This window comes from Curvibacter sp. APW13 (assembly GCF_032337135.1).
Classification (GTDB): Bacteria; Pseudomonadota; Gammaproteobacteria; order Burkholderiales; family Burkholderiaceae_C; genus Allorhodoferax.
Genome location: NZ_JAVXZZ010000001.1, coordinates 225960 through 238471, shown reverse-complemented (window position 1 = coordinate 238471; position 12512 = coordinate 225960). Strand labels below are relative to the sequence as shown.

The 12512-nt window shown below is 65.8% G+C and carries 15 protein-coding genes and 1 tRNA gene; 7 read left to right on the top strand and 9 right to left on the bottom strand.

Annotated features, from left to right (window positions below):
• Positions 1–2: 2 nt before the first annotated feature.
• Positions 3–920, bottom strand: a complete 918-nt coding sequence (locus RQP54_RS01070) for a bile acid:sodium symporter family protein (protein ID WP_315676302.1) — start codon at positions 918–920, stop codon at positions 3–5.
• 143 nt (positions 921–1063) lie between these two features.
• On the opposite strand from RQP54_RS01070, the gene RQP54_RS01065 reads away from it, so the two are divergent.
• Positions 1064–2098, top strand: a complete 1035-nt coding sequence (locus tag RQP54_RS01065; RefSeq protein ID WP_315676300.1) for an AraC family transcriptional regulator — start codon at positions 1064–1066, stop codon at positions 2096–2098.
• Between the two features lie 54 nt (positions 2099–2152).
• Here RQP54_RS01065 and RQP54_RS01060 read toward each other — a convergent pair whose 3' ends face one another.
• The 3 genes from RQP54_RS01060 to radC all read right to left on the bottom strand — a co-directional run bounded on the left by RQP54_RS01060 (position 2153) and on the right by radC (position 4405).
• The gene (locus RQP54_RS01060) at positions 2153–2935 is read right to left on the bottom strand and encodes a substrate-binding periplasmic protein (protein WP_315676298.1); all 783 of its coding nucleotides are present in this window, start codon (positions 2933–2935) and stop codon (positions 2153–2155) included.
• An 88-nt stretch (positions 2936–3023) separates the two neighbouring features.
• The gene (locus tag RQP54_RS01055; protein WP_315676296.1) at positions 3024–3707 is read right to left on the bottom strand and encodes a Smr/MutS family protein; all 684 of its coding nucleotides are present in this window, start codon (positions 3705–3707) and stop codon (positions 3024–3026) included.
• Positions 3704–4405 carry a RadC family protein gene (gene radC / locus RQP54_RS01050; protein ID WP_315676294.1) on the bottom strand — a complete coding sequence of 234 codons (702 nt, stop codon included), beginning with the start codon at positions 4403–4405 and terminating at the stop codon, positions 3704–3706. Before radC ends, RQP54_RS01055 begins: the two co-directional genes overlap by 4 nt.
• A gap of 57 nt (positions 4406–4462) precedes the next feature.
• Between radC and RQP54_RS01045 the strand changes: the two genes are divergently transcribed.
• The 4 genes from RQP54_RS01045 (at position 4463) to RQP54_RS01030 (ending at position 7442) form a co-directional block, all read left to right on the top strand.
• Entirely contained in the window at positions 4463–4930 is a 468-nt protein-coding gene (locus tag RQP54_RS01045; RefSeq protein ID WP_315676293.1) for a peptidylprolyl isomerase, read from the top strand.
• 26 nt (positions 4931–4956) lie between these two features.
• Positions 4957–5907, top strand: coding sequence for a 4-hydroxy-3-methylbut-2-enyl diphosphate reductase (gene ispH / locus RQP54_RS01040; protein WP_315677729.1), 951 nt, complete (start codon positions 4957–4959; stop codon positions 5905–5907).
• A gap of 87 nt (positions 5908–5994) precedes the next feature.
• Entirely contained in the window at positions 5995–7305 is a 1311-nt protein-coding gene (serS, locus tag RQP54_RS01035; protein ID WP_315676291.1) for a serine--tRNA ligase, read from the top strand.
• Positions 7306–7352: 47 nt separating this feature from the next.
• Positions 7353–7442, top strand: a tRNA-Ser gene (locus tag RQP54_RS01030).
• Between the two features lie 31 nt (positions 7443–7473).
• On the opposite strand, the gene RQP54_RS01025 is transcribed toward RQP54_RS01030, so the two are convergent.
• Positions 7474–8955, bottom strand: coding sequence for a PLP-dependent aminotransferase family protein (locus RQP54_RS01025; RefSeq protein ID WP_315676289.1), 1482 nt, complete (start codon positions 8953–8955; stop codon positions 7474–7476).
• Between the two features lie 102 nt (positions 8956–9057).
• Here RQP54_RS01025 and RQP54_RS01020 point away from each other — a divergent pair, with 102 nt between their 5' ends.
• Positions 9058–9672 (top strand): FMN-binding negative transcriptional regulator, encoded by a 615-nt coding sequence (locus RQP54_RS01020; protein WP_315676287.1) that lies wholly within the window; start codon positions 9058–9060, stop codon positions 9670–9672.
• 80 nt (positions 9673–9752) lie between these two features.
• Positions 9753–10223, top strand: a complete 471-nt coding sequence (locus RQP54_RS01015) for a hypothetical protein (protein ID WP_315676285.1) — start codon at positions 9753–9755, stop codon at positions 10221–10223.
• Here the strand turns inward: RQP54_RS01015 and RQP54_RS01010 are convergent.
• From RQP54_RS01010 to RQP54_RS00995, 4 genes are read right to left on the bottom strand one after another with little or no spacing between them, the layout of a single operon-like run.
• A complete protein-coding gene (locus tag RQP54_RS01010; protein WP_315676283.1) occupies positions 10211–10582 on the bottom strand; it encodes a DUF423 domain-containing protein in 372 nt (123 codons plus the stop codon). The genes RQP54_RS01015 and RQP54_RS01010 overlap by 13 nt on opposite strands.
• Before the next feature lie 13 nt (positions 10583–10595).
• Entirely contained in the window at positions 10596–11111 is a 516-nt protein-coding gene (locus RQP54_RS01005; RefSeq protein WP_315676281.1) for a TPM domain-containing protein, read from the bottom strand.
• Complete coding sequence (locus RQP54_RS01000) at positions 11111–11872, bottom strand: TPM domain-containing protein (protein WP_315676279.1); 762 nt, start codon at positions 11870–11872, stop codon at positions 11111–11113. The genes RQP54_RS01005 and RQP54_RS01000 overlap by 1 nt, the downstream gene beginning before the upstream one ends.
• Before the next feature lie 3 nt (positions 11873–11875).
• Entirely contained in the window at positions 11876–12472 is a 597-nt protein-coding gene (locus RQP54_RS00995; RefSeq protein ID WP_315676278.1) for a LemA family protein, read from the bottom strand.
• Positions 12473–12512 lie beyond the last annotated feature (40 nt).

Below are 12512 nucleotides of genomic sequence, written 5' to 3'. Positions count from 1 at the left end.
GATCAATAGCCACGGATGCCGGGTTGCGGGTCGCGCTTGCTCCAGAACAGTGCCAGCGAGAGGCCCGAGACGATGTGCCAGATGCCCCACCAGGCGGTGATGATGGCCATGCCACCCAGGCCGTGGAACATGTTGAAGATCAGGATCAGACCCAGACCGGAGTTCTGGATGCCCATTTCGAAGGTGACGGCGCGGCGGTCGCGTTCGGGCAAGCGAAGCAAGGTGGAGAGTCCGTAGCCCGTGACCAGTGCCAGACCGTTGTGGATGAACACCAGCAGCACCACGAATTGGATGTACTGCAGGAAGTGCTGGAAGTTGGCCGCCAGGGCACCCACCACGAAGAGCGCAAACACCACCATCGAAAAGCGCTTCATGGGCTTCTCGGCGCGTTTGGCAAACGCCGGGAACTTGTGCGCCACACCCATGCCTGCCACCAGCGGGATGCCGAGCAGGATGATGATGTCCTTGAGCATCACCCACGGGTCGATGGAGATGGTCTGCATCAGGTCGTGGGTGATGGGGTGCAGGTTGCCCCAGAAGTTGAAGTTCAGCGGGGTCATCACGATGGCCAGCGCGGTGGAGATGGCGCTGGCACTCACCGACAGCGCGGCGTTGCCCTTGGACAGGTGGGTGAGGAAGTTGGACAGGTGACCGGCCGGGCAGGACGACACCAGGATCATGCCCAGCGCAATGCTGGGGCTCGGTTGCATGATCCAGATCAGGACGTAGGTCATGGCCGGGAACAGGATGTGGTGTCCGATGGTGGCCAGCAGCAGTCCTTTGGGGCTGCGGAAGGCCTCGCGGAAGTCGGATACGCGCAGGTCGAGCGCGATGCCGAACATCACCAGCCCGAGGATGGCGTTGAGCCCGGCCAGCGTGGCCGGGTTGAATTGCAGTTGTACCTGGTCGATGGGCAGCATGCGTGTCTCCTGGTTGGATGTGTTGTTGCGCGCAGCTTGGGCAATGACCGGATGCTAGGACTTGCGGCAGATTTCGGCTTGTCCGACAATGCCTTGTTTTTGTCATTTTGCGCCAGTCTGTCGGCGCATTCAACACCCCATCCATGCACACACTCAGTACCGTCGGTGGCGGCTTCGTGGCCGGACTGTTCGAAACCGCCCAGCGACTGGGGGTGGAGCGCAGTGCCTTGCTGCGTGCCGCGGGCTTGGCGCAGGACACGCCCCAGGAGGGACAGGCCCGCTGGCCCGTGGGCGATGTGGTGGCCCTGTTCGAGGCGGCGCAGCGGCTGACGGGGCGCCGCGATATTGGCCTGGAGTTCGCAGCCCAGGTGCGACCCGGCACCTTCCAGGTGCTGGGCTATGCGCTCATGACCTGCCGCACCCTGGGCGAAGCGCTGGCCTTGGTGCCGCACTACCGGCGCCTGGTGTTCGACATCGGCTACAGCGAAATGCGCATGAGCGAGCAGGGTGCGCACGCGGTGCTGGAGTGGCATGTGCTGCAGCCCCAGCTGTCCTACAGCCCGGTACTGGCCGAGGCGCTGATCGCCAGCTGGTTCGCCTTCGGGCGCTGGATGGCGGGCGTGCCGCTGCCGCTGCGCCAGGTCACGTTCCAGCACGCGGCCGCAGGTGCCGGTGAGGCCTTTTCGCAGTTCTTCGGCTGCCCCGTGGCCTTTGGCCAGCACACCAATGCCCTGGTGTTCGAGCGCAGTCTGCTGGCCATGCCCCTGGTGCAGGCCGATGAAACCCTGCACCTGGCCATGCGCGAGCAGGCCCGGGCCGCGATGGAGAAGGCCTTTGGCAGCACCGACGTGGCGCAGCAGGTGCGTGCGGCGCTGATTCCGCTCATGCCCAAGTGCGAGGCCACGCTGGCGCACGTGGCCCGTGCACTGGGGGTGCCCGCCCGTAGCCTGCAGCGTCGGCTGGCCGAAGCCAATACCTCGTTCGGGCAGATTCTCGATGCGGTGCGCAAGGACCTGGCCAAGGTCTACCTGCGCGATGCCTCGCTGAGCATGCTCGACGTGGCCCTGCTGCTGGGCTATGCAGAGCAGAGTTCGTTCACGCGCGCGTTTCGGCAGTGGCTGGGCCAGAGCCCGCTGCAGTGGCGGCGCGAGAAGGTATTGCAGTCGCTACGAAAATAGGAGCTGCATGCGCAGTATCTGCGCCGGCTTGGGTGTGTTTTTGCGGAAAAATAGCTACTTCACCGCTACCACAGGGTTCTGCTTCCACTGCGCGAAGGCCTGGCGGATCAACTCTTCCACCACACCGCTCTTCTTGAGCTGGGCCAACTTGGCGTCGATGGCATCGAGCTTGTCGGCGCAGCGGCCCTTGCGTGTGAGGGCGAGGTAGTTGGGGGTGTCGACCACGAATGGGCTCAGCGCGGTAAAGCGCATCTCGTCGCCGCGCTTGAGCAGGTAGGCCATGCCGGCGTAGTACCCGGTGATGAAGTAATCGATGCGGGCGGCCCCGAGCTTGCTGAAGTTGTTCTCCGGGCTGTCCGCCTCCTCGATGCTCAGGTGGTGGCGCAGGAACTCGTCGAAGTCGTCGCCGAACACGTTGCCGCGCGTGATGCCGCCGCGACGCCCCACGAGGTCGGTGCGATCCTTGAACTTGAACATGCGTTCACGCGAGGCAAACACCGCCACCGGGTTGGCCAGCGCCGCGGTACGCGGGTAGAGCAGGAACTGCTCGCGCTCCGGCGTTTTCTTCAGTGTCACGACCATGTCCACATCACCCTGTTCGGCCGCATTGACGACGCGCGGAAACGGGCCGAGGTAGCGCACTTCGTAGGGAATCTTCAGCTCGTCGAGCACGCGCTTGGCGATCGTGACGGAGGCACCATGGAACTGGGTGCCGTCGTACCAGTGCATGGGTGGGTAGCTGGGGTCGGCGGTGAGCACCAGCTTGTCGCATTCGGCCTGCGCGGCCAGACTGGTCAGAAACCCCGCCAGCAGCATGAGGACAGTACGGATTGCCATGCCCAAGCTCCTCCTGTGACTGAATCCAGAAAACGTTGCTTCAGGGCGCCACCGTACCAGCCTCGGGCGTGGGTGACAAGTCCCCGAATCAGGTGCCCTGTGGGCGGGTACTGGCCCGCTGGCGCACCGGCTGCAGCAGCACCAGCAGGGCCCCAGCCCCGCCGTGCGCGGGCGGCGACTGCACGAAGGCCACGACCTCGCTTTTCTGCACCAGCCACTTGCGCACCTTGTCCTTGAGCACCGGGGTCTTGCCGGGCGAACCCAGGCCCTTGCCGTGCACCACGCGCACGCAGCGCAGGCCCTGGGCGTGGCAGTCGTGCACGAACCGTCCCAGGGTTTCGCGGGCGTCGTCGGTGCGCAGGCCGTGCAGGTCGATCTGGGCCTGCACGGCCCAGTGGCCCTTGCGCAGGCGTTGCGTCACGTCGGCACCGACGCCGCGGCGGCGAAAACTCAGGTGCTCGTCCGTGTCGAGCAGGGTGCTGATGTCGACCTCGTCGCTCAACGCCTCGCGCAGCGCAGCGGCCTCGTCCAGCTCGCGCTGCTTCGGGATGGGCTCGGCCGGGCGTGGGCGCAGGTCGGCCACCGGCGCGGTCTTGAGCGGCTGTACCTTGCCGACCGACAGACGAAACAGGTGTTTGTGCGCATGGGCGCGGGCCGCTTCTTCCTTCTGCCGTGCGGCCTCCTGCGCCGCAGCCTCTGCCCGCTGCACCAAGGCTTTTCGGACCTGGGCGAGTTCACCCAGGCCACGCACGGTGAGTGCGGGGTTCTTCACAGCAGCCCCCGCTCGGCCATCGAAAGGGATTGGCCCGGCGCCACGATGATGTGGTCGAGCACGCGCACGTCCACCAGGGCGAGCGCGGCCTTCAGCGTGTTCGTCAGCGCTTCGTCGGCGCGGCTGGGCTCCACGCTGCCGCTGGGGTGGTTGTGCGCCAGGATCACGCTGCTGGCGTGGTGGTGCAGGGCGCGTAGCACCACCTCGCGCGGGTAGACGCTGGTCTGGCTCAGGGTGCCCCGGAACAGTTCTTCGAGTGCCAGCAGGCGGTGCTGGCTGTCCAGGAAAAGCACGGCGAACACCTCGTACCGGCGCTGGCCGATGTGCAGTTGCACGTATTCGCGTACCGTGGCCGGGGCATCGAGCACGGTGCGCTCGCGCAGTTGCTGCTGCGCGGCCCGGCGGGCCAGTTCCAGCACGGCCAGCAGTTCGGCGCGCTTGGCCGGGCCCAGGCCCTTGACGCGCTCCAGGTCCTGCGCGGTGGCGTTCAGCAGCCCGGCAATGCCGTCAAAGCCGCCGCCCTGGCCATTCCTGTGTGGCAGCGCCAGCAGTTCCTGGGCCATGTGCAGCACGTTCTTGCCCGCAATGCCGGTGCGCAGCAGCAGTGCCAGCAGCTCGGCGTCGCTCAGCGCCGAGGCGCCCTTGGCCAGCAGCTTTTCGCGCGGGCGGGCGTCCGGGGGAAGGTCATCCAGGGGCATGGCGGGGCGGGAAGGGCAGGGGTTTTTACAATACGGGTCAGTTTATCGGGACTTTGTATGACCACCACCCCTGCCCAGGTCCAGCCTGGGGCCTTCCTCACCCTGCATTACCGCTTGAGCGGCCCAGCGGGCGACGCCATCAGCACCTTCGAGGGCAAGCCGGCCACGCTCACCCTGGGCAGCGGCCAGCTGTCCCCGGCGCTGGAGGCTTGCCTCATGGGACTGGAGGAGGGCACGCAGACCAGTTTCGACCTGCCAGCCGGTGCGGCTTTCGGCGAGCGCAGCGCCACCATGCAGCAGTGGCTGGATGCCAAGGAACTGCGCGCCATGGGCGAGCCGGGCGAGGAATACGCCGTGGGCGACGTGGTGCACTTCCCCACCCCCGACGGGGCCGGCCAGTTTGCCGGCGTGGTGCTGGCCACGCGCGAGGCGGATGGCAAGCTGCAGGCGGTGCAGTTCGACTTCAACCACCCGCTGGCCGGGCAACCGGTGCGCTTTGACGTGCATGTGATCGGGGTGCTATGAATTCGGAAGCTGTTCACGCAGTTCCCATGCGGGGTGAAGGCGAAATTGTTTTGGCAGAGCCGCGTGGCTTCTGCGCCGGGGTCGACCGCGCCATCGACATCGTGGAAAAGGCGCTGCTGAAGTTCGGAGCGCCCATCTACGTGCGCCACGAGATCGTGCACAACACCTACGTGGTGAACGACCTCAAGAGCCGCGGCGCCATCTTCATCGAGGAACTCGACGAGGTACCGGCCGGTGCTACGCTGGTGTTCTCGGCGCACGGCGTGAGCCAGGCGGTGCAGAAGGAGGCCCAGGCGCGCGGCTTTCGCATCTTCGACGCCACCTGCCCGCTGGTGACCAAGGTGCACGTGGAAGTGGCCAAGCTGCACAAGGAAGGCTTCGAGTTCATCATGATCGGCCACAAGGGCCACCCCGAGGTGGAAGGCACCATGGGCCAGCTCGACAGCGGCATCCACCTGGTGGAAGACGTGGAAGACGTGGCCAAACTGCAGCTGCCGCAGACCGACAAGATTGCCGTGGTGACGCAGACCACGCTGAGCGTGGACGACGCCGCCGAGATCACCGCCGCCGTGAAGGCGCGCTTTCCCCAGGTGCGCCAGCCCAAGCAGCAGGACATCTGCTACGCCACCCAGAACCGCCAGGACGCCGTGAAGGTGCTCAGCCCCCAGGTGGACGTGGTGATCGTGGTGGGCAGCCCCACCAGTTCCAACAGCAACCGCCTGCGCGAACTGGCCCACAAGCTGGGCACCGACAGCTACATGGTCGATTCGGCGGCCGAGCTGCAGCCCGAGTGGTTTGCCAACGCCCGCCGCGTGGGCCTCACCGCCGGGGCCTCCGCACCCGATGTATTGGTGCAGGCGGTGATCGCCCGCATCAAGGAACTGGGTGCCATTTCCGTGCGCAAGATGGACGGCATCGAGGAGACCATCAAGTTCCCGCTGCCCAAAGGGCTGCGGCTGGAAGAGTCACCGGAGTGATTGGTCTGCAGCCGCTATGCAAATGCTAGCGGCTTGCGCAATAAAATAGCGGGCTAGAGCCTGATTTGATTAGTAAAAGAGAACGACATGCTAGACATTACCCTGCTGCGCAAGGACCTCGATTCGGTCGTGGCGCGACTGCTCACCCGCAAGAACCCGCAGGCCTTCCTGGACGTGGATGCCTTCCGCGCGCTGGAAGCCGAGCGCAAGACCATCCAGATGCGCACCGAAGAACTGCAGAGCCAACGCAACACGGTTTCCAAGCAGATCGGCATGCTCAAGGGCAAGGGCCAGCACGCAGAGGCCGAAGCGGCCATGGCCCAGGTGGCCGGCATCAAGACCGAGCTGGAAACCTCGGCCACGCGCCTGGAGGCCATCCAGGCGGACATGGAAAAGATGCTGCTGGCCGTGCCCAACCTGCCGCACGAAAGCGTGCCGGTGGGCAGCGACGAGTCCGGCAACGTGGTGGTGCGCACCTGGGGCACACCGCGCGTGCCCGATGCCACCACCAAAGACCATGTGGATGTCGGTACGCCACTGGGCCTGGACTTCGAGATGGGCATCAAGCTCACTGGGGCCCGCTTCACGGTGATGAAGGGCCAGATCGCCCGCCTGCACCGCGCCCTGGCCCAATTTATGCTCGACACCCAGACCGTCGAGCACGGCTACACCGAGTGCTACACCCCCTACATCGTCAACGGCGACAGCCTGCGTGGAACCGGCCAATTGCCCAAATTCGAGGAAGACCTGTTTGCCGCCAAGAAGGGCGGGCAGGAAGGTGCCGACGAGAACGTGGCGCTGTACCTGATTCCCACCAGCGAGGTGTCGCTGACCAACTTCGTGCGCGACGAGATCGTGGCCGAAGCAGACCTGCCCATCAAGCTCACCGCCCACACCCCGTGCTTCCGCTCGGAAGCCGGCAGCGGCGGGCGCGACATCCGTGGCCTGATCCGCCAGCACCAGTTCGACAAGGTGGAAATGGTGCAGATCACCCATCCCGAGAAGAGCTACGAGGCGCTGGACGCCATGGTCGGCCACGCCGAAGCCATCCTGCAGAAGCTGGGCCTGCCCTACCGCGTAATGAGCCTGTGCACCGGCGACATGGGCTTTGGCGCCGCCAAGACCTACGATCTGGAGGTTTGGTTGCCGGCGCAGAACACCTACCGCGAGATCAGCTCGGTCTCAAACTGCGAAGCCTTCCAGGCCCGCCGCCTGCAGGCCCGCTTCAAGAACGCCCAGGGCAAGAACGAACTGGTGCACACCTTGAACGGCTCCGGCCTGGCCGTAGGCCGCACCCTGGTGGCCGTTCTTGAGAATTACCAACAGGCCGACGGCAGCGTGGTGATACCCGAGGTATTGCGCCCCTACATGGGCGGCCTCGAGAAAATCGCCCCCTGAGTGCGGTAGAATGCGCGCTTCGCTTCGACCAGAGCGACGCTATTTCAGGAGAGGTGGCAGAGTGGTCGAATGTACCTGACTCGAAATCAGGCGTAGTGGTAACACTACCGAGGGTTCGAATCCCTCCCTCTCCGCCAATCCGCAAAAACGCGCCTTCCGGCGCGTTTTTCATTTCTGCTGTGAACCCCCGCGCTGATGCTGCTCCAGGCACGCACGCACCGCCTGGGCCATGCGTTCCACCCCCGTGACGATGCGCTCCGGTGTGAGCCCTGCATAGCCCATGACCAGGCCGGCACAGCGGTGGCGCCGCAGCCGCTGGCCGGCGGCATACAGCGGCGTGATGCTCCACAGGCCCACACCCCGCTTGCGCGCTTCGGCCATCAGCTGCGGCTCCTGGTCAATCGGCAGGTCGTGCAGCCAGACCACGATGTGCAGCCCCGAGGCCGTGCCTTCCACCTCCACGCGAGCGGGAAGGAAGCGCTGGATGGCGTCTACCAGCACGGTGCGCCGGTGTTCGTTGGCCCGGCGCACACGCCGGATGTGCCGTTCATAGGCACCGCTGCGGATGAAGCGTGCCACCACCTGCTGTTCCGGGTAGGGGGCATGGCGGTCGGTCAGCAGCTTGGCCTGGCGAAAGACCGGCACCAGCGCTTCAGGCAGCACCAGGTAGCCCAGCCGCAACTGTGGCGAGAGCGTCTTGGAAAACGTGCCCATGTAGAGCACGCAGCCGTCTCCATCAAGTGCATGCAGGGGCTGCGTGGGCTGCAGGCCGTAGCGGAACTCGCTGTCGTAGTCGTCCTCGATGATCCAGCAGCGGTTTTGGGTGGCCCAGGCCAGCAGTTCGCGCCGGCGCCCGATGGACAGCACCGAGCCGAGCGGAAACTGGTGCGATGGCGTGACATAGGCCAGTGCATGGCGGGTGTCGGGCAACATTGCGGTCACGAGCCCGTGCTCGTCGACCGGAATCGGGGTGATGTCAGCGCCGACGGCCGCGAATGCGGCGCGGGCCCGCTGGTAGCAGGGCTCTTCCATCAGCACGGCGGCGCCGGGGTCCACCAGCAGCCGTGCGCACAGGTCAATGGCCTGCTGCGAGCCCTGGACCACGATGATCTGTTCCTGGGTGCATGACAGGCCCCGCGCGCGCAGCAGGTAGTCCTGCAGCGCGGCGCGCAACTCCAGGCTACCTTCCGGCGGGCCGTAGTACAGGGCCGGCTGGCGCTGCATCAGCGCCTGGTTGTAGAGCCGGCGCCACAGGAGTTTGGGAAAGTCGTCTTCTGCAATGGCGCCGTAGAGGAAGTTGATGTCGGCACTGTCGCTGCTGGGCAGCACCAGGGACATTTGGGCGGTGCGCTGCCCGTAGGCCGAAAGCGGGCGCGGCGCGCCACGCTGCGCGGCCTGCGCGGGGCGGCGGCGCTTCGCCGCCTGCACCACTGCACCTGGGGCCACGCGGGCGCGCGCGCCGGGGCGGGTTTCGATGTAGCCCTCACTGACCAGTTGCTCGTAGACGTTGACCACGGTGGAGCGGGAAACGCCCAGTTCCTGGGCCAGTGCCCGGGTCGAAGGCAGCGCCTGGCCCGGGCGCAACTCCCCAGCGTCGATCTGGCGCCGGAACAGCTCGCAGATGCGCGGGCTCGATGCAGGAGGGGGCATGGAAAACTGGTATGCCTATTTTGTTCAAAACGGGATCTTCATGCTAAACCATGTGGGCCCGAGAATGCGTGTCACGCGCCTGCCCACCGAACCGGAGCCACCATGTACATTCCCGCCCACTTTGCCATGCCGGACCCCCAGACCATGCACCGGATCATCCGTGCCCACCCGCTGGGCGTGCTGGTCACCCAGACCCCACAGGGGCTGGATGCCAACCACATTCCGTTCGAACTGGATGCGCAAGCGGGCGTGCTGACCGGCCATGTGGCACGCGCCAACCCGGTCTGGCAGCAATGCGGTGATGGTGCGGACGTCCTGGTGGTGTTTCGTGCCAGCGAGGGCTATGTCTCGCCCAACTGGTATCCCAGCAAGCACGAAACCCACCGCCTGGTTCCGACCTGGAACTACGAGGTGGTCCATGTGCATGGGCGCCTGACGGTGCAGGACCAGGAAAAGTTCACCCGCGCAGTGGTGGGGCGCCTGACACGCACCCATGAAGCCACCGAGCCCCAGCCCTGGAAGATGGCCGACGCCGCCCCCGGTGTCATCGACACCATGCTCCAGGCCATCGTGGGTATCGAGATCCGCATCACGCGCATGGAGGGCAAGGCCAAGCTGAGCCAGAACCGCGAAGACCGCGACCGGCTCCATGCCGCCGACATGCTGCAGGGGCGGGGCCATGACGCCTTGGCGCAGGCCATGCGTCAGGTCAAATAGGGCATTCGCGTTTCGGTGGGGCGGCACGCCCCAAAACCCTGCCGGACACCGGTGCTTTTGTCGGGGGGCACACTGGTGCCATGCAGACCGCCAAGGAATCGCTGGTCAGTACCGAGCACGCGCGCAGCCGCTTTGCACCGCATGGTGAGGTGCTGATTACCCCGGACGGAGAGTTGATCCGTTTCGACGTCCATGGGCCGTTCAATGCCGAGGCATTGCAGGCCCTGGGGTATGCCATGGCCCAGCTGCTGATGTCGTGGAAGCCCAAAGGCCCATTTGCCACCGTGTCGTACTGGCACAAGAGCATGCTGGCGTCCCCAGACGCATTGCAGGCCTACCGTGGGGTGTTGCGCCAAGGCCGTGGCATGCTGCCGCGCGAGGTCGTCAACGTCTGGTACGTGCCGCCCTCGGTCGAAGGCCGTGCGCTCATGGAGATGCACTGGCGCCAGCTCTATGTCGAGTGCGACTACCCGCTCGAAATCTTCGATACCGAAGCAGCGGCACTGGCCTGTGTGCAGGAGCGACTGCACGCCGCGATTCAGCCGCGCTGACGCCAGGCGCCGAGCGCCATGAGTACCCAGCCCACCATGAAGCAAATGCCTCCGGTGGGCACGAGCGCACGCAGGGCGTTGAAGTCCCACAGGGCGCGGGCGTAGAGGTTGAAGCTGAACAGCAGCAGCCCCAGTGCGAAGGCGGTGCCTGACAGGGGCCACCAGCGGCTGGTCGGTCCAGCTCGCAGCAGCACGCCCACCGCGATCAGTCCCAGGGCATGGAACTGGTGCATGGCCACGGCATTGGGCAGATAGGCGGCCGCCTGCAGGGCGGGGGCATGGGCGCTGGCGGCTGCCATGGCCACGGCCAGGGCCGCATTGAGTGCCCCCAGGATGATCCAGAACCGCGATGTGGGCATCTGCGCGCGCTCCTTATCGGGCGTCTGGCCGGTTGGGCAGCTCATCCGGGTTGGGCTGGCTGTCGGCGGTCGCGAAGTGCGTCTGCAGCTGGGTCGATACTGCCGCCACGGCCTGCAGCAGTCCCTGCTCGTAATCGTCCTGGCGCAGCGCTTGGCCCAGTGACTGCACGATGCGCTGCCAGGTGCCCGCTGCCACGCGGGCGTCGATGCCGCGGTCGGCCACCAGTTCGATGCGTCGCTCGCTCAGCAGCAGGTAGATCAGCACGCCGTTGTTGTGCTCGGTGTCCCAGACCCGCAGTTTGGAAAACTGCGAAATCGCACGCTGGCGGGTGATGGCGGGCAGCGGGGCGCGGCGCAGCAGGTAGCTGCGCGGCAGGCGCGCCTCGATGCAGACCCGGATTTCACCGCTGTGCCCGACCTCGGCCGCACTGGTGGCGGCTGTGATGCGCTGCATGGCCTCTTCGGACAGGTAGTGCTGCCAGCGCGGCGCCAGCGCATGCTTGACCAGGCGTTTCGCTTGTTCCCACATCACCAGTCTCCCGAGGCGCCACCGCCGCCAAAATCGCCGCCGCCACCCGAACCGAACGAGCCCCCACCCGAGCCGCCACTGGACCAGCCACCGCTGCTGCCAGCGCCCCAGGCGCCGGTGTGCATGCCGCGCGAAACCACCGAGTGACCATGGCGTGCGCGTCGGCGCGAGAGCGCCAGCATGAGGATGGCGACGACCAGGAAGATGATGAGACCGGTGTCGATTTCCGCATCGTCCTGCGTGCTGGCGCTGGGCGTCGGCAAGCCTTCCCGGGCCACCAGTTGCATCAATTGCTCCACACCGGACTGCACGCCTCCTGCGTAGTCACCTTGTTTGAAGTGGGGCGTGATGGCTTGGTCGATAACGCGCTTGGCGGCCAGGTCGGGGATCGCACCTTCGAGGGCCTTGGCGACTTCGATGCGCAGCTTGCGGTCGTTCTTGGCCACGATCAGCAGCAAGCCGTCGCCCACGTCCTTGCGGCCGATCTTCCAGGTGTTGCCGACACGGTTGGCATAGCTGGCAATGTCTTCGGGCGCGGTGCTGGCAACGATGAGCACCACCAGCTGGGTGCCCTTTTCCTGTTCGAACGCCGCGAGTCGGTTGTCCAGTGCCTGGCGTTGCGCTGCGTTGAGCGTGCCGGTTTGGTCGATGACGTGGCTGCTCAAGGCAGGCACGCTCTGCACGTTGACCTGCGCCCAGGCATGGGCGCTCAGCAACGCCAGCACGAAGGCGCGCAACAGGGCTGACAGGCCCGCAGACACGATTTACTTCTTGTTGAAGTCCACCACCGGGGCCTGCTTTACGGCCGCCTCGTTTTCCACCGTGAAGCTGGGCTTGACGTCGTAGCTGAAGGCCATGGCCGTCAGGTTGGTGGGGAAGCTGCGGGCCAGCACGTTGTACTCCTGCACTGCCTGGATGTAGCGTCCACGGGCCACCGCAATGCGGTTTTCGGTGCCTTCGAGCTGCACGCGCAGGTCGGCAAAGGCCTGGTTGGCCTTGAGGTTGGGGTACTGCTCACTGACCACCATGAGGCGGCTTAGGGCCTGGGTCAAGCCCCCTTGGGCCGCCTGGAACTGCTGGAAGGCTTGCGGGTTGCTCAGTGTTTCGGGCGTGATCTGGATCGACGTGGCCTTGGCGCGTGCCTCGATCACCTTGGTCAGGGTTTCCTGCTCGAAGTTGGCTTCGCCCTTGACGGTGGCCACGATGTTGGGCACCAGCTCGGCGCGGCGTTGGTACTGGTTCAGCACCTCGCTCCAGGCCGCCTTGGTCTGCTCGTCCAGCCGTTGGAAATCGTTGTAGCCACATCCGCTCAACAGCACTGCACTTGCCGCCACCAAGACCCACCGCAACCAAGCTTTCATCGTCTTCTCCATCGAACAGCGATGGCGCAAGCATACAGGT

Bases quoted from the DNA above. Each gene is read 5' to 3' on its own strand.
- RQP54_RS00995 (WP_315676278.1), bottom strand. From the start codon at position 12,472: ATGAAAGCTTGGTTGCGGTGGGTCTTGGTGGCGGCAAGTGCAGTGCTG.
- ispH (WP_315677729.1), top strand. From the start codon at position 4,957: ATGCGGGGTGAAGGCGAAATTGTTTTGGCAGAGCCGCGTGGCTTCTGC.
- RQP54_RS01010 (WP_315676283.1), bottom strand. From the start codon at position 10,582: ATGCCCACATCGCGGTTCTGGATCATCCTGGGGGCACTCAATGCGGCC.
- RQP54_RS01015 (WP_315676285.1), top strand. From the start codon at position 9,753: ATGCAGACCGCCAAGGAATCGCTGGTCAGTACCGAGCACGCGCGCAGC.
- RQP54_RS01065 (WP_315676300.1), top strand. From the start codon at position 1,064: ATGCACACACTCAGTACCGTCGGTGGCGGCTTCGTGGCCGGACTGTTC.
- RQP54_RS01060 (WP_315676298.1), bottom strand. From the start codon at position 2,935: ATGGCAATCCGTACTGTCCTCATGCTGCTGGCGGGGTTTCTGACCAGT.
- RQP54_RS01005 (WP_315676281.1), bottom strand. From the start codon at position 11,111: ATGTGGGAACAAGCGAAACGCCTGGTCAAGCATGCGCTGGCGCCGCGC.
- RQP54_RS01070 (WP_315676302.1), bottom strand. From the start codon at position 920: ATGCTGCCCATCGACCAGGTACAACTGCAATTCAACCCGGCCACGCTG.
- RQP54_RS01025 (WP_315676289.1), bottom strand. From the start codon at position 8,955: ATGCCCCCTCCTGCATCGAGCCCGCGCATCTGCGAGCTGTTCCGGCGC.
- serS (WP_315676291.1), top strand. From the start codon at position 5,995: ATGCTAGACATTACCCTGCTGCGCAAGGACCTCGATTCGGTCGTGGCG.
- RQP54_RS01020 (WP_315676287.1), top strand. From the start codon at position 9,058: ATGTACATTCCCGCCCACTTTGCCATGCCGGACCCCCAGACCATGCAC.
- radC (WP_315676294.1), bottom strand. From the start codon at position 4,405: ATGCCCCTGGATGACCTTCCCCCGGACGCCCGCCCGCGCGAAAAGCTG.
- RQP54_RS01045 (WP_315676293.1), top strand. From the start codon at position 4,463: ATGACCACCACCCCTGCCCAGGTCCAGCCTGGGGCCTTCCTCACCCTG.